The organism is Agrobacterium pusense, assembly GCF_900102105.1.
In the GTDB taxonomy this organism is placed as follows: domain Bacteria; phylum Pseudomonadota; class Alphaproteobacteria; order Rhizobiales; family Rhizobiaceae; genus Agrobacterium; species Agrobacterium pusense.
This window is the reverse complement of record NZ_FNBB01000004.1, coordinates 332,257-350,333: the sequence shown is the minus strand read 5'-3', so window position 1 is coordinate 350,333 and position 18,077 is coordinate 332,257. Positions and strand designations below refer to the sequence as shown.

The window sequence follows — 18,077 nt, the reverse complement described above, 5'->3', positions numbered from 1 at the left end:
TGGGATGCGCATGAAGTCAAAAAACGCCTTTCAGGGAACAATTGCCGCAGTGCCCGGTTCGAGGGCGGCCCGTCCGATGGGCTGTGTGGCCAAGCGCTCCGAAACTGCCCCTGGCTTGGTCACCGTGGACGACCTCCCCAACTGGCCTCCTCCAAGATGCTTTTGGGGAGGTCTCTTTTTGAGATATCGCAGTTTCAACCTGTGTTGCCTGCCAGCCCGGGATTCGACCTCGCACACGACCATGTCCTATTTGCCCGCCGCCTTGATGATTTCGGGAGAGACGCCGTATTTCTGCTTCGTGTGACGGTGGTAGGCAAGGAATTCGCTGGCGGGAAGCGCTTTCGCAAACAGCCATCCTTGACCGAAATCCACACCCTGACCTTCCAGATAGTCCCGCTGGTCTTCCGCCTCGATACCTTCTGCCACGGTGAACAGGCCAAGCGCTTTCGCCATGCCGATGATGTGTGATGTGACCGAACTCGTTGCGGTATCTTTGCCCACCGTGTCGACAAAGGATTTGTCTATCTTCAACGCGTCCAGGGGAAGGCCCTGCAAATATTGAAGGCTGGAGTAGCCGGTTCCGAAATCGTCGATCGCCACCGAATGGCCGCGCTGGCGCGCCTCGGCAAGGGTGACCTTTGCCGCGTTGATGTCGATGAAGCCACGCTCGGTGGCCTCAAGCCAGATCTGCTCGGGCCGGATGTCTGTATGCTGAAGCTTGCTGGCGATGACCGCGAGAACACGCCCAGACTTGATGTCGTCCGCGCAGAGATTAATGGCGATGTGCAGGGTTCGGTCCTCGACAAGCACCTTGCGAAGATCGGCGATGACGGCGTCGATGACCTGATCGGTGATCGGCATGATCAGGCCGCTTTCTTCCGCCAGGGGGATAAACAGGTCGGGGCGGACAAGCGTACCGTCCGGCCGCCTCCATCGCACCAGCGCTTCCGCCCCAACGCAGATGCCCGTCTTCAATTCCACGATGGGCTGGTAATGAACGATGAATTCCCGTTTGCGAACGGCGATCTCGAGCTCCGCGAGTGGCGACAGGCGCCTCTTCGACAACCATGCCACGATGCCGACCACAAAGGTCGCGACAATTGCCCCGGCGGGAAGAAACAAGATCCGTTCACGCCGCACCTGCTCTGCGACGTTGGAACGTGGCTCCATCGCAATCGCCACCAGATCGTCACGGCGGCTGACAGCATAGATGGTGTCTTCCGTCATGCCCTTTTGGGGCTTGCCGAGCGGTGCCGGCACCAGGGCGCGGTCAGGTGCATTCAGTTCATTTATCAAAATGCCCCGGTCGTTCGTAAGAGCCAGGGACATGCTGTCATCCATGAGGATGTCGACAAAACGCGAGGGTTTGACAAGTGCGCCGTGCGCGCCGTGGTGAAGGGCGATCATCCGTGTGCCGCGACTGGCGCTTGGCTCCACGCGAATAGCCACCTCTAATCCCTGCCCGGTCGTAAAATCGATCGGCGATTGGCGTATCGTTTCCTGGGTGGCTCCCCAGGAGGTGCATTTCAGGACGCCGTTTTCGAAATATCCGATTTCTTCCACTGAGGGTGCATTTATCGTCAGTCTGCGCATCAGTTCTATGTGGTCGTTGGAACAGGAAGGCAAGCGGGCAGCTTCCACCTCATCGAGCGCATTCTCTGCGTCCCTGAACGTGTCCGACGCCCGTTGAATAGCCTGATCGGCAAGCGTCTTCAAAATGTCCTGATCCTTCCTGACCGCGATGATCCATGATGCGTAGGCCATGGTGGCGATCGGTATCATCGCGCCGAGAAGCCCCAGAATTATTCCAGTCGTGATGACGCGGTTTCGTCTTGTTTCCATCACCGGTCCCTCGGCATGTGCAATGCTGGCCCCATAGCCATCAACCCCATGAGATATTCCTGCCGCAGATGGTCGCCTGCCGATGTGCACCCGGAAGGGGCGTCCGAAGGTTTGACCAAATGGCTGCCCTGATCGCTGCATACACGTTTTCGTTGAGCGGGTCTTGATCCGAACTGATCCCTCGACGCAATTCCAAGCTCTGTCGGAATTATCTCAACGATCCGGCCTGCCGTTACGCCGGATTCTTACGGGTGGTTTCTCGGGCTTTGTTAAGGGTCGTTGTTCATCTGAGGTTCATGTGCAGGAGGCGAATTTGTCTCCGGTCGCTCCGCCAAGCGGCACGATAGAGGCTCGTTGTTTGAAAAGAACAACGGGCCTCTTTTGGTTCTGGGGCAAAACTGCATTGCGTTCATCCAAAAGCCGCGCGAATGCGGTGGCCTTGGGTGGAATGTTTCAAGGGGTCAACCCTGGAAGAACGGCACGGATGTGATCACCCAAGGCCCTGGCCGCCGGGGAGCTCTGCGGGCCGGAGCATTCGATTGCTATGCCGATTGTCGGCAGCGGAGGCAGCCAGCTTTTAACGACGTGCAGATCCGGTGGAACAGCGGTTCTCGTGAGCACGCTGATGGCATGGCCGGATCGCGCAATTGCGATGAGGCCCGCTAGGCTGTTGCTGGCAAAGGCGATCCTGTAGCGGCGATTGGCTGTTTCCATGGCGTTGCACGCCGCGCGATGATCCAGGGTCGCCGGTGCCGAAAGAGCGAGCGGCAGCACATCCTTGGCAAGAAGTTCCGTGTCCGGCCTGTCCGCCACCCAGACGAAGCTTTCCCTTCGAAGAACCTCGGAGTGATCCGGTTCCGAGCGCGAAACCAGCGCCATGTCGATCTGACGGCGGTGAAGGAGAGGGCGCAGCTCTATCGTCGGCGCGCAGACCATACGCAAATCCACTTCCGGATAGGTGGCGCAGAAGCCCCTGAGCAATTCGGGAAGAAAGGCGATGGAGTAATCTTCGGGACATCCGAGGCTAACCGTGCCCTGAACCGTGGCGCCGTTCATGTCGGCGAGGATTTCGTCATGACGGGCCAGCAGGGTGCTGGCATGGGCCAGCAGTTTTTCGCCCGCTGCCGTCACCCGTACCCCCGCACCGGTTCGTTGCAGCAACGGTTGCCCCACCTGTTCTTCCAGCCGCTGCATCTGTGTGCTGAGCGCCGATTGCGTGCGCCCCACCTGCGTCGCTGCGGTGCTGATGGAGCCTGCGCGCGCAACGGTAACAAAGTTCTTCAGAAGTGTGAGATCAAGCATGGCGATATCAAAATTATCTATATCCGCTTGAAATACTATCAATTGGACTGCCTCTGCAAGAGCCTGTTATCGTCCGGCAAAATCAGACACAGGGAACCTCGGCATGGACGATCTTTCGAAGAACTTCACATCGTTGAATGAGGAGCCGGCCTTCTGGGCGGCGGCCAACAGACATCTCACCCGTTATGGGCCTGCCTTCGAGGAGATCATTGTTGAGCGGGCCGAGGGGAGTTTCGTTTATGATGCGGATGACCGTGCCATCCTCGATTTCACCTCCGGCCAGATGAGCGCCCTGCTCGGGCACACCCATCCCGACATCGTCGCCACCGTCAACCGGCAGATGGCGTCGGTTGCGCATCTGTTTTCCGGGATGTTGTCCCGTCCCGTGGTCGAGCTCGCGGCGAGGCTGGCAGCCCTCGCGCCGGGTCTCGACCGGGTACAATTGCTGACCACGGGCGCCGAATCCAACGAGGCGGCCATCCGTATGGCTAAGCTCGTCACCGGTGGCCACGAGATCGTCGCTTTCGCCCAGAGCTGGCACGGAATGACCGGCGCAGCGGCTTCCGCGACCTATAGCGCCGGCCGCAGGGGCTATGGCCCTGCAACGGCTGGCTCGCTCGTCATCCCGGCACCGAACGCCTATCGTCCGCGATTCACGAATTCTGATGGATCGAATGACTGGAAGGCGGAGCTTGATGACGCCTTCGAACTGATAGACCGCCAGTCCACCGGCAATCTTGCCGCCTTTATTGCCGAACCAATTCTGTCGAGCGGTGGCATCCTCGAATTGCCCGTCGGCTATCTTGCTGCGCTCAAGAAGAAGTGTGTCGAGCGCGGCATGCTGCTCATCCTCGATGAAGCCCAGACCGGGGTCGGAAGGACCGGGCACATGTTCGCCTTTCAGCGGGATGGCGTTACACCCGACATTATGACGCTGTCAAAAACGCTGGGGGCCGGCCTCCCGCTCGCCGCGGTAATGACCAGCGAGGAGGTGGAGCAGAAAGCCTTTGAGAGAGGTTTTCTCTTCTATACGACCCACGTGTCGGATCCGTTGCCTGCGGCTGTCGGCGTTACGGTTCTCGACGTGGTGGCCCGCGATGGCCTTGTCGAGCAGGCAATCGCCCGTGGCAACCGCCTGAAGGAAGGCCTTCTGTCACTTCAACAGCGGTTCGAGTGTGTCGGCGACGTGCGCGGCCGCGGGCTTCTGCTGGGGCTTGAGGTCGTGGCCGACAGGCATACGAAAGCGCCCGGTTTCGAGCTGGGCGCCCGCATCATGCAGGAGGCGATGCTGCGAGGGCTCAGCATGAACATCGTCAAACTGCCCGGCATGGGCGGTGTTTTCCGCATTGCGCCGGCGCTCACCGTATCCGATGCCGAGATCGACCTCGGGCTGGAAATACTGGCGGACTCAATCGAATCCGCCCAGGCGACGCGGTAGCATGTCGATGCCGGGCTTCTTTCCTGAAAATCAGGCGAGAAGCGCCGGCGTCTTCCGAAGTGCTTCCGCCCAGACCGCGTAACCTGCGGTGTTAAGGTGAACCAGGTCGGGAAGATAATAGCGGAACATCGGCAGGCCGTTTTCCCCCATAAGGCCGGCATTCGGGTCCAGCCAGACGGCGTCGTTGGAGTTTTCGCACCAGTCCTGCGCCATGCGGTTGAAAAGGTCGAATTCGCCACGATAAATCCAGCGCGCGGGGCTGTGCTTGATGGCCAGAACAAAAACCTGCGTCTGCGGCAGCGCCTGCAGGATGCAATGCCTGAGCGCCTGCAGATGTTGCAGCGCCGTGGCCGCCTTTAAGCCATCGCTGGCTATGTCGTTCTCGCCGAAATAGAGCGCCACTCTCCGGGGTCTCAGCGGCAGCAGGAGTTTTTCCATGTAGTGAACGGCCGAGAGGCAGGTGCCGCCGCCAAAGCCGAGATTGACGATGTCGAGCGTGCCCAGATCCTCGACGATGGAGTTCCATATCCGGAAAGATGAGGAGCCATAAAAGGCAATCGGGTCCTCCGGCAGCCCGAGTCGCTGAAGGCGCGTCAGGATGGTGAGGATATCGTTTTCGTGGCGGCTGGTGCCGATGCTGGCCGGGTAATCGTACATGTTGGTCCCTGGTATTGTGAAGGCCGGACACCAGGTGTCCAGCCGGCGTTTCCATTCAGGAAAGCGTCTTCTGCAGAACCGCCAGGGCTCCCTTCGTCAACGCGTCGTCATCGCCCATTGATATTCTGAGGCCGAATTCGCCAGCGGCAATCAGATAGAGATCGTTGAGCCCATCATTGCCCACAATCGCCGCATCGTCTCCCTCTGCGTACCATCCCGCATCGCGGGCCTGCCGAAATTCCTGTCCGATGACCAGCCCACGGACATAAGACCGCAGCTGCTGTGCCGACAGTTTGCCGGCGAGCCCGCCTGTGCGTGCGGAAAACAACAGCGACAGCATGGCTGCGGATTTTTTGGCCTCTTTCAAACCCCACAGGTATGCCTCCGGATCGTCGACCGGCGGCTGTGCGGAACCGCGCGCGATGAAGGAGTGATTGATGAGTAGGTTGAAGATTTCACCGGTCACGAATGTCTGGAAACCATCGATCCGCCCTGCCTTCACCCGTGCCCATTTGCTGTGTGTTCCGGGGATGATGAGGGTGGCGTCTTCCGTAAGGCCGTGGCCGACGATCTGGGTTTCCTCGCCGCGCATGACATCCGGAAACGGCTGGCGGCCGGGGTCATTCAGGCCGGGCAGGAATACAAGGTCGGACCCGTTGGGCAACGTCCTGCGCACCGTGCCGGCGGCAAGTTCCGCCGGTCCCGCCGGGCAGGGCACATAGGCCACCTCGACCCAGCCGTTGCGGCTGGTGATCATGCCGAGCGCGGCCACGGGCAGAGCGCCGTTTTTTGAAAACCAGGGGGCGAGTGCGCTCATGAGGGCAGGCTCATGTTGCCCTTCGGCAAGGCTCGAAATGCCGTCGGCGGTTTCCAGATGTTCAAGTTCCGCCCCGTCGTTACCGACAAGCGCCGCTCGCAATGATGTCGTTCCCCAATCGACGATGATCGATGTCGCCCGTGCTGCCATTTCCCTGAACCTCCTCGTTCATTTCATCTGGGGGCTTGTCATACGGCTCAGGTCTATGTAGTGTCAATTAGTGAATTCAAGGTATCAATATATGATACTTAATTGGGAGGAGTAAGATGGTGGCTGGCCTGAAGGGGATTTTGCCCGTTTTGCCAACGCCTTTTCTGGCGGATGGCGGTATTGACCAAGCGGGTATGGAGCGACTGGTGATCTTCGCGCTCGAAAAAGGCGTGGATGGTGTGGTGTTCCCGGGTTTTGCCAGTGAGGTTGAGACTTTGGATGCTGCAGAGCGTGCGTCGCTGCTGAAGATCGTTGTTGATGCTGTTGCTGGCCGGGTGCCGGTCGTGGCGGGCGCGAGCGCGGCAGACTGGAGAGACGTGGTTGAACATGGCCGCGCCGCATCTGATCTCGGTATTCGCCACCTGATGGTTCAGCCGCCAAAATCGGTCGGGACGGATGCGCCGGCGCTGATCGAGTTTCTGGGTAAGGTTGTCGAGGCGCTGCCCGGGGTTGAAATCATCCTGCAGAACGCGCCTGCGCCGCGCGGGTCTGATCTGTCGCCGGAGGCGATTGTCGAGATCGTCCGGTCTCTGCCGCAGGTCACCTACGTCAAGGAAGAAACGCTGCCGGCCGGTCCCGCCATCAGCCATATCATCGCCCATGCGCCCTCAACATTGAAGGGTATCATCGGCGGCGGCGGCGCCCGTTACATTCTGGATGAATATGCGCGTGGCGCCACCGCTGCCATGCCGGCGCTGGAGATCGTCGAGGAACACGTGGCAATAGATCGCGCTCTCCGCGCAGGCCGTCAGGATGAGGCCCGGAAAATCTATGTCCGCACTCTTCCGCTTCTGGTTCTGCAGGCGGTTTATCGCATGCGGCTGACCAAGTACGTGCTGGCGCGCCGTGGGGTGATCGAGGGTCTCGGTGTCCGCGCGCCCACCCCGGAACTCGACAAGGCGGCGATTGCCGATATCGACGCCAACCTCGTCGAGCTCGGCCTTGTCGCCCCGGAGGCCGCATGAACAGCCCCGTTGCAACAATCGAAGTCTTCACGCTGACCCAGCCACGCAAGGTTCCCTATCTCGGCGCGCTGCGGGAAGGTGAAGTGGTCAACCCCAATGGATACATCGTCAGAAAGGGCAACCGCACGGTCTATCCAACCTTCGACCGCAGCGTGCTTCTGCGAATGACGACGGAAGCCGGCACCGTCGGCTGGGGTGAGACCTATGGCATCGTTGCGCCCGGTGCGGTGGCGGCTCTCATCAACGACCTGCTGGCCGGTTTCGTGATCGGCCGCGATGCATCCGATCCATCGGCGATCTACGACGATCTTTACGATATGATGCGCGTGCGCGGTTATACCGGTGGCTTTTACGTGGATGCGCTTGCTGCAATCGATATCGCCCTCTGGGATATTGCCGGACAGGAAGCCGGAAAATCCATTCGAGACCTGCTGGGTGGCGGCGTGGACAATTTTTCGGCCTATGTTTCCGGCCTGCCGGAGAAGACGCTGAAGGCGCGTGGAGAACTGGCGAAATACTGGCAGGATCGTGGCTTCGACGCCTTTAAATTCGCCACGCCCGTTGCCGATGATGGGCCGGCGGCGGAACTTGCCAATCTCCGGCAGGTGCTCGGCCCGCGGGCGAAGATCGCCGCCGATATGCACTGGAACCAGACACCGGAGCGAGCGCTGGAGCTCATCGCAGAAATGCAGCCATTCGATCCATGGTTCGCCGAGGCGCCCGTCTGGACGGAGGACATTGCCGGGCTGGAAAAGGTTTCGAAGAATACCGACGTGCCGGTCGCGGTGGGCGAGGAATGGCGCACCCATTGGGATATGCGCGCCCGCATCGAACGCTGCCGTATTGCGATCGTGCAGCCGGAAATGGGCCATAAGGGTATCACCAATTTCATCCGTATCGGCGCTCTCGCAGCCGAACACGGCATCGACGTTATACCGCACGCTACCATTGGCGCCGGCATATTCCTTGCCGCCAGCCTGCAGGCATCGTCGACGTTGCCGGCGCTGAAGGGGCACGAATTCCAGCATTCGATCTTCGAGCCGAACCGCCGCCTGCTGGAGGGCGACATGGATTGCCGCGAAGGCAGGTATCACCTGCCGTCGGGTCCGGGACTGGGCGTAAGACCGTCGGAGGCGGCGCTCGCCCTTATTGAACGTATCTGATTTGGTTCTTTGGAGGAGGAAACCATGACCAAAAGAATGAAGAAGCTGGCGCTGGGTACGGCGACCGCCGTTTTGATGACGATGAGCGCCGTTGCCCCTGCCATGGCCGATACCGTCCTGAAATTCATTTCCTGGCAAACGGATGACGCCGGAACGGGTGAATGGTGGCGTTCGGCAATCGCCGCCTTCGAGAAGCAGCATCCCGGCGTGAAGATCGAGTTCACCAAGGCGGAACGCAGCTCCTACGCGGATACGATGACCACGCTTTTCGCTGCCAACCAGCCGCCGCAGATCGTGCATCTCGCATCCTTCGAGTTCCAGATGTTCGCCGACAGCGGCTGGCTGGAGCCGCTCGACCCGTGGCTTAAGAAGGACGGCATCGACATGACCGGCTGGGCCGGTCAGCAGAAATGCGAATGGAACGGTGAGACCGTGTGTATTATGACGAACTACTTCGGCTTCGTCATGGCTTATAACAAGAAGATCCTGGATGAGGCGGGCGTCGCGGTTCCGAAGACCTATGACGAGTTTCTGGCGGCCGCAAAAGCCACCACCAAGGATTTGAACGGTGACGGTATCATCGACCAGTTCGGGACCGGCCACGAGACCAAGGGCGGTCCCGGGCAATATCTGACGGAGATGCTGAACTACATCCTCGACGCCGGCGCCTACTGGACCGACAAGGACGGCAATATCACCATCGATACGCCGCAGATGGTGGAGGGTCTTTCACGCTGGAAAACCGTGATGAAGAGCGGGATCAGCCCGGTCGACATGAGCGCCAGCGACGTGCGCAAGCTTTTTGCCGATGGCAAGATGGCGATGCGTCTCGACGGGCCTTGGCTTTACGGCACCACCGAGAAGGGTTCAGCCAAGGCTGACATCGTTTACGCGGCACCGCCGCTTCATCCGCCGCTGGGTGGATCGTCCAACGTGCTCGCTATGCCGGCCGATATTCCCGACGACCAGAAGGCGCTCGTCTGGGATTTCATCAAGCTGACGATGTCGCCGGAGTTCCAGCGCAGTTATGCCACCCTTGGCGGCAACACCCCGCCAAGCCCCAAGGCCGACGTGTCGGGTGTCGAAAAGACCATCCCGCATTTTCCGGTACTGATCGAGACGATGAAGGCCGCATCCGAGGCGGGTATCGACCGCATTCCGACCGGGCTTGAGCTCTTCTACAATGAATTCAGCAAGATGGTGATGGAAGAAAGCCAGCGGATGATCATTCAGGACCTCGATCCCGCGGAGGTGGCAAAGACCATGCAGGCGAAGGCCGAGGCCATCAAGGGCTGATCCCGTTTTGCCATGGCCCGCCTGGCGGGCCGTGGTTACCATCCGCATCCGGCAGGAGGACCATCCATGACCGCACCCGCTCGGGCCGGGCGCCGCAAGTTCTTTGATCTTGCGCGTCCCAGCCGGCAACATCTCCTCGGCTATATTCTGATCGCACCCGCGGTCCTGATGGTTGCCGCCATCATCGTCTGGCCGCTTGTGCTGGCCATCGACCTGTCTTTCCAGCAGGTCAAGATACCGCGGCTCGGTGGCGCAAGCCGGCCGTTTTCACTCAGCAATTACACCTGGCTTTTCTCATCGCCGGAATTCTGGCTCGCCTGCTGGGTGACGCTGAAGCTGGTTGTCGTCGTCACCGCGGGCAGCGTGGCCGTTGGCCTCAGCACAGCGCTTCTGGCCAATAACCGCTTCAAGGGCCGAACCGTTGCGCGGCTGGGAATGGCGCTGCCCTGGGCAGTGCCGGAAATCATCGCGGTCGTCATCTTCGCGTGGATGTTCGATACGTCCTTCGGGCTGTTCGGATGGCTGGCGATAAAGCTCGGGTTCACCGACCAGATGATCCCGTGGGTGAGCAGTTCGACAGCCGCCTTCTGGGCTGTCGCTATCACCATGGTCTGGAAGGGTTTTCCTTTCGTGTCGATCATGTGCCTCGCTGGTCTGCAATCCATTCCGGCCGATTATTATGCGGCCGCGAAGGTGGATGGCGCGAGCGTCTGGCAGCGTTTCCGCTGGATCACCATGCCGCTTTTGATGCCGGTGCTGGGCGTGACGCTGGTGCTGACGCTTCTGTGGGTGTTCCGCGACTTTTCCATCATCAAGGTTCTGACCGGTGGCGGACCGCTGAGGTCGACCCAGACCCTATCGATCATGACCTATGACCAGGCCTTCCAGTATCACAATTTCGGCCGCGCCGCCGCCGTCGGCGTGCTGACACTGGTGATCTGTATCGTCGCGAGCCTTCTGATGCTCGGCCGGCGTTCGAAATCGATCTATTGAGGAGGCTTTGATGAAACGGACATTTTTACAGAGCCTTGCCCTTTACGCGACTGTCATCTTCACGCTGGTGATGATCCTGTTCCCGGTCTACTGGCTTCTGGTCACGGCGCTCTCCACCACCGATGAACTGTACCGCCTGCCGCCGACCTTCTGGCCGGATGATGCGCAATGGGACATTTTCGCCAGGGTCTGGGCGGCGAAGCCGATCCTGCTATGGCTGTGGAACTCGATGCTTGCGGCCGTCGGCTCGGTGGCGCTGTCGATGCTCGTCTCCGTCAGCGCCGGTTATGCGCTGTCGCGTTATTCCATGCGGGGCGGCGCGACCATGGGTCTCTTTGTGCTGACAGCGAAGATGCTTCCTGCAACGCTGCTCGTCATTCCGCTGTTTTCGATCTTTTCCAGCTTCGGTCTGATCGGTAGCCTCTGGACACTGGTGCTGGCGCATTCGACCATGATCATTCCTTTCGCCACATGGATGCTGAAAGGCTATTTCGACACCATTCCGAAGGAACTGGAGCAGGCCGCGATGGTCGACGGTTGCTCGCCGATCGGTGCAATGGTCCGGGTCGTACTTCCGATCGCCACACCCGGTCTTGCTGCCACGGCACTTTATGCCTTCGTGCTCAGCTGGGCGGATTACGCCTATGCCCGCACCTTCCTCGTCAACTCGCCGGACAACTGGACGGCCAATCTCGGCATCACCACGATGCAGGGCGAATACGTCACCTACTGGAACGACATTTCCGCCGCATCCGTGTTCATCGCGCTGCCGATCATCGCAATCTATCTGTTTCTGGAACGTTATTTGGTCGGCGGACTCACCGCTGGCGCGGAGAAATAAGCATGGCCAATATTTCCATTCGCAATGTCAGCAAGTCCTATGGCGCCCTCAACGTGCTCAGGCCCTTTTCGCTCGAGATCGAAAACGGCGAGTTCGTGGTGCTGGTCGGGCCTTCCGGCTGCGGCAAGTCGACGATGCTGAAAATCCTTGCGGGCCTTGAACCGGCAAGCGAAGGGCAGATCTTCATCGGCGAAAACGAAGTCACGGATCTGGCGCCGGGTGACCGCGACATCGCCATGGTGTTTCAGAATTACGCGCTTTATCCGCACCTGACGGTCCGGCAGAACATCGGCTTCGGCCTGAAGATGCGCGGCACGGACAAGACGGAGATTGATCGCCGGGTGGATGACGCGGCGCGCATTCTTGAGGTAACGCCCTATCTCGATCGCAAGCCAAAGGATCTTTCGGGCGGACAGCGGCAGCGCGTGGCGCTCGGCCGAGCCATCGTGCGTCAGCCGCAGGCCTTTCTGATGGACGAACCGCTGTCCAACCTCGATGCCAAGCTGCGCGTCCACATGCGTGCCGAAATCGGCGCCCTGCACAAGCGTATCGGTGTCACCACCGTTTATGTGACGCATGACCAGGTGGAAGCCATGACCATGGCGGACCGGGTGGTTATCATGCAGGGCGGCATTATCCAGCAGATCGCGGCGCCCGATGAGCTTTTCAACAATCCGGCCAACCTCTTTGTCGCCGGTTTCATCGGATCGCCCGGCATGAATTTCCTCAACGCGGAACTGCGTGACGGCGCACTGACTGTTTTCGGCCAGAAGGTAAACCTGCCGGCGGCATCTGCCAGGCAGGGTAGCGTGATCGTGGGCTTGCGGCCAGAGCATCTCGTTCTGGGCGATGGGCCGGTGACCTTCAGCGTTCGCCCGACGCTGGTGGAAAGTCTGGGATCGGAAAAATACGTCTATTTCGATGCGGAAGGCGCAAGGGTCGCAGATGGCGAGGAGGGCAGGTCCAAGGGGCTGATCGCCCGCGTCTCGCATAGCGGCAACCTTCGGGCTGACGAAGCGCTTCAGCTCGGCTTTGATCCGGCACAGCTTTATCTCTTCGACGCAAAGACCGGAGCACGGCTATGATCCTCGTCACTGGATCGGCAGGCCGTGTGGGTCGTGCTGTCGCCGCTGCCTTGCGCATGGACGCTCGGGCGGTCCGCGGCTTTGACCTTCGTCCGTCGGGTACGGGTGGTGAGGAGGTCGTCGGATCGCTGGAGGACGGGCAGGCGCTGTCCAAAGCCATGGAAGGTGTGAGCGCCGTTCTGCATCTCGGGGCCTTTATGTCATGGGCGCCGGAGGACCGGGACCGCATGTTTGCGGTCAATGTCGAAGGCACGCGCCGTCTTCTGGATGCGGCCGCAGCCGCAGGCGTGCAGCGGTTCGTCTTCGCCTCTTCAGGAGAAGTCTATCCGGAAAACCGCCCCGAATTCCTGCCGGTCACCGAAGATCATCCGCTTCGCCCCAGTTCGCCCTATGGCCTGACCAAGCTTCTGGGCGAGGAACTGGTTCGCTTTCACCAGCGGACTGGCAGCATGGAAACCGTGATCCTGCGCTTTTCTCATACGCAGGATGCGGCTGAGCTGCTGGATGAAGACAGCTTCTTCTCCGGCCCGCGTTTTTTCCTGCGGCCGCGCATTCGACAGCAGCAGAATTTCGGGAACGTTGCGATTGCCGAACTGCTACAGTCCCGGGATATCGGCGAAGCGTCGCATATATTGGCGCGCAATGAAAACGGCCGGCCATACCGCATGCACATAACCGATACACGCGATATGGTGGCGGGGATCCTGCTCGCCCTCGATCACCCTGATGCGGCGGGCTGCATCTTCAATCTCGGCGCGGATGAGCCGTCCGATTTCGCCGAGCTTCTGCCGAAAATGGCCGCGGTGACCAGCCTCCCCATCGTGACTGTCGATTTTCCCGGCGACGGCGTTTATTACCATACGTCCAACGAGCGGATCAAAAACACCCTGGGGTTTGAGGCACAATGGACGATGGACCGGATGCTGGAAGAGGCGGCCGCCGCAAGGCGGCAGCGTCTCGCGAAGGAGACGCGATGAAACCCGAGACCCCGGGCGGCACCGCTGCGCTGGCGAAGGGGTTGACCCTGCTGGACATGGTGGCCGATGCGCCGGAGCCGCCGCGTTTTGCTGAACTGTTGCGCGCCTCCGGCCTGCCCAAGCCGACTTTCGCCCGCATCCTGCGCACCCTCATAGCCTATGGGCTCGTCCGTCAGGATGAGGCGCGTGGAACCTATGTTCTGGGCCAGCGCTTTCTCGAAATGTCCCACAAAGTCTGGGAGAGCTTCGATCTGGTATCGGCCGCGACACCCGAACTCGAGAGGTTGGCTGCCGAACTGGGCGAGACCGTAGCGCTCTGCCGGCTGGACGGCATCATGACGCAATATCTCGCGGAACGTTCTCCAAACGGTCTCTCCGTGCGGGTAGAAGTGGGACGCCGGGTTCCTTTGCATTGTACCGCGCCGGGCAAGGCGCTGCTTGCCTTTCAGGACCCTGCTGTCGGCCGTTCCCTGCTCGATCGGCTGACGCTGGATGCGCAGACGCCGCGGACGATTACCACGCTCGATGCACTTCAGGCCGATCTGACGCTGACGCGGGCGAGGGGTTACTCGATCTCCTATGAGGAGCACCTGCCAGGGGTGAATTCCGTTGCCGCACCCGTCATGGGCCGTGACAATACGCCGATGGGTGTGCTTGTCGCGCTCGGGCCGTCGTCGCGGCTCGATGCGTCCAACATTCATCCTGCCGGGCGTGAACTGATTGCCGCTGCACGCCGGATTACCGGCGCCGCCGGGGCTGTCGCCATCAGCTCGCGGCCACGACCGCGTTCGGCAACAGGACGCCCCAGCGCCGAACTCAGCTGCATTCTTCCCTGGGGGGCGCAGCTTGGGGAAAGCCCGGTCTGGCATGAAGGCGAAAACGCGCTCTACTGGGTGGATATTCTGCACCCCGCCGTCCATCGTTTCGATCCCGCCACCGGCCGTAACGAAACCTGCGAGACAGGTAAGCTGGTCAGTGCCGTCATTCCAGTCTCCGGAGGGCGATTGCTGGTGGCGTCGCAGGATGGCGTCGAATGGCTGGACTTCACTTCGGGCCGGCTGACACCCTTCGTCAGCCCGGAGGCTGGCATTGGCGATAACCGCTTGAACGATGCCAAATGCGGGCCGGACGGTGCCATCTGGGTCGGGTCGATGCGCATCGATGCCTCCAAGCCCACCGGCGCGCTTTATCGGATCAATGCCGATGGGGCATTCGAACGCAAGGAAGGCGGCATCGTCGTCTCCAACGGTCTCGGCTGGAGCCCCGATGGCAGGACCTTCTATTTCGTCGATACGGTGCCCGGCCTTATCCATGCCTATGATTGTGATCCGACGACGGGCGCCCTGTCGCAGCGCCGCGAATTTGCCCGTATTCCCGTGGCCGACGGCCGTCCGGACGGCCTCGCCGTGGATGCGGAAGGCGGGGTGTGGTGTGCGATCTGGGACGGCTGGTGCGTGCGCCGCTATCTTCCGAACGGCAAGCTGGATCAGGTGATCGAGATGCCGGTGCCGCGCCCGTCGAGTGTGGCCTTCGGCGGGCCGGACCTGTCGACGCTCTTCATCACCAGTGCCCGCACGCGCCTGCCGGCATCCACGCTCGCCGACGCCCCGCTGTCTGGTGGCCTGTTCTCCTGCCGCCCCGGAATTGCCGGCGCGCGCATTTCACTGTTCGAAGGATAAATCATGCGTCTTGAAAGCGTCTTTGGTTTGAAAGGCCGCACGGCGCTCGTCACCGGTTCCAGCCGCGGCATAGGGGCAGCCATAGCGGAAGGGCTGGCGGGGGCCGGCGCGCATGTCATCCTGCATGGCGTGAAGCCGGGTGCGACAACCGCCGTGCGGCAACGCATTGCGGACGGCGGTGGCTTGGCCCAAGAGCTGGCGGGTGATCTCTCCGAACCGGGCGCCGGGCGCGATCTTGTCGAGCGCGCTGAGACGGTCGCACCGGTTGATATTCTCGTCATCAACGCGAGCGCCCAGATCAATGCGGTACTGTCGGAGCTGAAGCCCGATGATCTGGCGTTTCAGCTGGCTGTCAATCTCGGGTCGACAGTGGACATGCTGCAGACGATCCTGCCGCGCATGGCGTCGCGAAAATGGGGAAGGGTGGTTTCCATCGGCTCGGTCAACCAGTTGCGGCCGAAGGGCATCGTCACCGCCTATGCCGCCACCAAGGCTGCGCAGCATAATCTGATCCAGAGTCAGGCGCGCGACTATGCGAAGGACAATGTTCTCCTCAACACTCTAGCGCCCGGTCTGGTCGATACGGATCGCAATGCCCATCGCCGGGACGAAGACCCCGAAGGCTGGGCTGAATATGTCCGGACCCTGAACTGGATGGGACGAGCCGGTCAGCCGGAGGAAATGGTGGGCGCCGCCATCTTCCTGTCTTCGCAGGCCTGCAGCTTTATGACTGGCGAGAGTATTTTCCTGACGGGCGGTTACTGACTTCTCCGCATATCCTGCGCGGAGAAGCGTTTTTGAAGCGTCTACTCTTGAGAAGCGGTGCGGTCCGTCCGTTTCAGTGTCCGCCAGCCCGGATCATTCGGCGGGCTGCGCTGCCGGAGACCCACCCGGATGCCTTCGCTCCGCCGAGAGGCTGCGCTGACCAAGCCCAATGATCGTCACCGTTGAAAGGCTTGCGGCGACCGACACCCAGAAGCCATTGTCCGGGCCGAAATTGTCGATCACCCATCCCGAGACGAAAGCGCCCAGTGCCATGCCGATACCGATACCGGTCATGACCCAGGTCACGCCTTCCGTCAGCATCGATTCCGGCACCCGGCGTTCAATCAGGCCGAAAGCGGTGATGAAAATGGGAGAGATTGCCACACCGCTGAGGAACACGGCAAAGGCAAGCAGGGCGACACTGGATGCCGCGACGAGGAGCGGCAGCGCCGTCAGGGCAAGAACGCTGACAGCGATCAGCAATTGCCGGTGCAGCGGCGTTTTCGGGTTGAGCGCACCAAGAAGCAGGCCGACGACGAAGGAGCCAATGGCATAGACGCCGATGACGAGGCTGGCTGCTTCCGGCTGGCCGAGTTCCTTGGTGATGGCGACGGCGCTCACCTCGGCGGTGGCCAAAGTCGAGCCGACGAAGATGAGTGCGACCGTGATGATCTGTACAGGACGCAGCCATATTGCAGAACGCTGCCGACGGCCGCCCTCGACCGGACGCACTTTGGGTTCTGTGGATCGCTGCAGAAGAAAGGCAAATGTTCCGACCGCCAGAAATGCCGTGCTGATCATCATGCCCGCTTCTGGAAAAAGCGAAACCGCAAGCCCGACGGAAAGCGATGCACCCGCAATGTAGACAAGTTCGTCAGCCGCGGATTCGAAGGCAAAGGCCGTATTCAGTTCCGGCCGGTCCCGAAATAGTTCCGTCCAGCGGGCCCGCATCATGGCGGGGATGCTTGGCATGGCGGCGGCGAGGAAAGCGGAAAGAAACAGCGTCCACGCCGGCCATCGCTGATTGGTGGCGATGATCAACGCCGCAAAGGCGAGGACGGATAGAATGGTCGCGGGGATGAGAACGCTGCTTTGGCCCCGGCGGTCCACCAGCCGCGAGATTTGCGGCGCGACGGCGGCATTGGTCAGCGCGAAGGTTGCCGATACGGCGCCTGCCAGCCAATATTCGCCATGCGTTTGCGACAACATGGCCACGATGCCGATCGGCGCCATGGCGATGGGGAGGCGGGCAAAGAAACCTGCAGCTGAAAAGCCTTTGGCGCCTGGAACCCGGAAAATTTCTCTGTATGGATTAGACATCGGATGCACCTTGTTTAGGGAGTATCCACCACACACATACGTGGCGTATGTGAATGAAATAATTGCATACGCGGCGTATGTCAACTAATATACGCGACGTATGTAGATGCTGGAGCAAAAATGCGCAAACCTCGCAGTGAAATGATTGCTGAAACGCGGGCAAAGCTGCTGGCTGCCGGACGCAGGGCGTTTGGCAGTATTGGTTATGCTGAGGCCTCCATGGATGATTTTACCGCCGAGGCAGGGCTGACCCGTGGTGCGCTCTATCATCATTTCGGTGACAAAAAGGGTTTGTTGCTGGCGGTGGTGGCCGAGATCGACGCGGAGATGACAAAAAGGCTTTGCGAGATTTCTTCGAGAGCCTCGACGCGTTGGGAAGGGTTTGTCGAGGAGAATGTCGGCTATGTCCGTATGGCGCTTGAACCGGAAATCCAGAGGATCATGTTTCGCGATGGACCGGCCGTCCTTGGCGATCCATCCCGCTGGCCAAATGCCAATGGCTGTATTTCCGCTGTTTCGCGCAGTCTCGATGCGCTCAAGCAGGAGGGAACGATCGCCGATATCGATTCCGAGGCGTGTGCCCGTTTCATCAATGCGGCAAGCAGCAGCGCAGCCCAGTGGATTGCCAATTCTGACGATCCGGAAACAACGTCGGAACGGGCCGTAAGGAGTTTCCGGACCTTTCTGGATGGATTGCGCATCAGCAAGGGCTGATCCCCGGGCGGCA

At 60.7% G+C, this 18,077-nt stretch carries 16 protein-coding genes; 11 read left to right on the top strand and 5 right to left on the bottom strand.

Annotated elements, in window-relative coordinates; all coding sequences use genetic code 11:
• Window positions 1-246 precede the first annotated feature (246 nt).
• Together BLU28_RS13425 and BLU28_RS13420 are read right to left on the bottom strand one after the other, a co-directional pair.
• Complete coding sequence (locus BLU28_RS13425; protein WP_022563538.1) at window positions 247-1,842, bottom strand: EAL domain-containing protein; 1,596 nt, start codon at window positions 1,840-1,842, stop codon at window positions 247-249.
• 453 nt (window positions 1,843-2,295) lie between these two features.
• A complete protein-coding gene (locus BLU28_RS13420; RefSeq protein WP_048902979.1) occupies window positions 2,296-3,144 on the bottom strand; it encodes a LysR family transcriptional regulator in 849 nt (282 codons plus the stop codon).
• Between the two features lie 103 nt (window positions 3,145-3,247).
• Here BLU28_RS13420 and BLU28_RS13415 point away from each other — a divergent pair, with 103 nt between their 5' ends.
• On the top strand, window positions 3,248-4,582 hold the full coding sequence (locus BLU28_RS13415; protein WP_022563540.1) for an aspartate aminotransferase family protein: 1,335 nt from the start codon (window positions 3,248-3,250) through the stop codon (window positions 4,580-4,582).
• A gap of 30 nt (window positions 4,583-4,612) precedes the next feature.
• Here the strand turns inward: BLU28_RS13415 and BLU28_RS13410 are convergent, their stop codons facing one another.
• Window positions 4,613-5,239 (bottom strand): GDSL-type esterase/lipase family protein, encoded by a 627-nt coding sequence (locus BLU28_RS13410; RefSeq protein ID WP_077986448.1) that lies wholly within the window; start codon window positions 5,237-5,239, stop codon window positions 4,613-4,615.
• A 55-nt stretch (window positions 5,240-5,294) separates the two neighbouring features.
• Window positions 5,295-6,206, bottom strand: coding sequence for a 2-dehydro-3-deoxygalactonokinase (locus BLU28_RS13405; protein WP_037090988.1), 912 nt, complete (start codon window positions 6,204-6,206; stop codon window positions 5,295-5,297).
• Between the two features lie 116 nt (window positions 6,207-6,322).
• On the opposite strand from BLU28_RS13405, the gene BLU28_RS13400 reads away from it, so the two are divergent.
• The 9 genes from BLU28_RS13400 (at window position 6,323) to BLU28_RS13360 (ending at window position 16,030) form a co-directional block, all read left to right on the top strand.
• Entirely contained in the window at window positions 6,323-7,231 is a 909-nt protein-coding gene (locus BLU28_RS13400; RefSeq protein ID WP_004438166.1) for a dihydrodipicolinate synthase family protein, read from the top strand.
• Complete coding sequence (locus tag BLU28_RS13395) at window positions 7,228-8,394, top strand: mandelate racemase/muconate lactonizing enzyme family protein (RefSeq protein ID WP_077986447.1); 1,167 nt, start codon at window positions 7,228-7,230, stop codon at window positions 8,392-8,394. The genes BLU28_RS13400 and BLU28_RS13395 overlap by 4 nt, the downstream gene beginning before the upstream one ends.
• A 24-nt stretch (window positions 8,395-8,418) precedes the next feature.
• A complete protein-coding gene (locus BLU28_RS13390) occupies window positions 8,419-9,690 on the top strand; it encodes an ABC transporter substrate-binding protein (RefSeq protein WP_077986446.1) in 1,272 nt (423 codons plus the stop codon).
• A gap of 66 nt (window positions 9,691-9,756) precedes the next feature.
• A complete protein-coding gene (locus tag BLU28_RS13385; protein WP_006698684.1) occupies window positions 9,757-10,683 on the top strand; it encodes a carbohydrate ABC transporter permease in 927 nt (308 codons plus the stop codon).
• Between the two features lie 10 nt (window positions 10,684-10,693).
• Window positions 10,694-11,524 carry a carbohydrate ABC transporter permease gene (locus tag BLU28_RS13380; protein WP_004438176.1) on the top strand — a complete coding sequence of 277 codons (831 nt, stop codon included), beginning with the start codon at window positions 10,694-10,696 and terminating at the stop codon, window positions 11,522-11,524.
• 2 nt (window positions 11,525-11,526) lie between these two features.
• Entirely contained in the window at window positions 11,527-12,609 is a 1,083-nt protein-coding gene (locus BLU28_RS13375) for an ABC transporter ATP-binding protein (protein WP_022563544.1), read from the top strand.
• Entirely contained in the window at window positions 12,606-13,586 is a 981-nt protein-coding gene (locus tag BLU28_RS13370; protein ID WP_022563545.1) for an NAD-dependent epimerase/dehydratase family protein, read from the top strand. Before BLU28_RS13375 ends, BLU28_RS13370 begins: the two co-directional genes overlap by 4 nt.
• Entirely contained in the window at window positions 13,514-15,265 is a 1,752-nt protein-coding gene (locus tag BLU28_RS13365) for an SMP-30/gluconolactonase/LRE family protein (RefSeq protein ID WP_172965675.1), read from the top strand. Before BLU28_RS13370 ends, BLU28_RS13365 begins: the two co-directional genes overlap by 73 nt.
• 3 nt (window positions 15,266-15,268) lie before the next feature.
• Window positions 15,269-16,030, top strand: coding sequence for an SDR family NAD(P)-dependent oxidoreductase (locus BLU28_RS13360; protein WP_004438185.1), 762 nt, complete (start codon window positions 15,269-15,271; stop codon window positions 16,028-16,030).
• Window positions 16,031-16,123: 93 nt separating this feature from the next.
• Here BLU28_RS13360 and BLU28_RS13355 read toward each other — a convergent pair whose 3' ends face one another.
• Complete coding sequence (locus tag BLU28_RS13355; protein ID WP_077986445.1) at window positions 16,124-17,350, bottom strand: MFS transporter; 1,227 nt, start codon at window positions 17,348-17,350, stop codon at window positions 16,124-16,126.
• 120 nt (window positions 17,351-17,470) lie between these two features.
• Here BLU28_RS13355 and BLU28_RS13350 point away from each other — a divergent pair, with 120 nt between their 5' ends.
• Window positions 17,471-18,064 carry a TetR/AcrR family transcriptional regulator gene (locus BLU28_RS13350; RefSeq protein ID WP_004438189.1) on the top strand — a complete coding sequence of 198 codons (594 nt, stop codon included), beginning with the start codon at window positions 17,471-17,473 and terminating at the stop codon, window positions 18,062-18,064.
• Window positions 18,065-18,077: the final 13 nt, after the last annotated feature.